1 protein-coding gene is annotated in these 613 nt (G+C 67.4%); it reads right to left on the minus strand.

The genetic code is table 11. The features are described from left to right. Positions 1–281: 281 nt before the first annotated feature. Positions 282–613, minus strand: a 332-nt coding sequence (locus AC5LUJ_RS03530; protein ID WP_493464453.1) for a PIN domain-containing protein, incomplete at its 5' end; no start/stop codon positions are given.

Here is a 613-nt window from a genome sequence, read left to right on the forward strand (position 1 = left end):
AACCGGAACGCCCAGCCGGCCCCACGTCTTCGGGGCGCCCGCCGCGAGGGAGGCTGCCAGCCGGCGAGCCTCGCCGGCCAGTGAACCTCGCCGGCCAGCGAGGCCACAGCCCGCCGCCGACACTCATGACCTTTCTCGAAGGTACCACCGTGAGCCACCGGCAACGCCTGTTTCCCATCGATGCACCTGGCATTGTTTGATCATTCGATTCCGATCAATTTCCTTCAGGAGAGCGATGTCAGGCTCGGGCCAGATCGAGATCGACCGTCCGAGATCGGCCGTCAGAGCACGACAAGGCCGAGCGCGGGATCCAGCTTGCGCAGATCATGCGGATCAGAAGTGACGACCGTGGCCCGAAGCTTCCGTGCCAGCAACACGACATGGGCATCGACGACATCGCTCGCCCCCGATGCCGCCAGCAGCAGCCCGATCCGGGCAGCGATCTCCTCCGACAGGGACTCGACCCGCACCGCGCCCGTTCGCACCAGTTTCATGACGGCGTGTTGACGCGGTGATCCCCGCCAGGCCTGAGCGAGGACTCCCGCCGGCATATGCGCGGCCACCCTCGCGCCGACCAGGTCCGCGGCCAGCGCGAGCATCCGGCCGTCACGAT

It is taken from the genome of Protofrankia sp. CiP1_Cm_nod3, assembly GCF_982290655.1.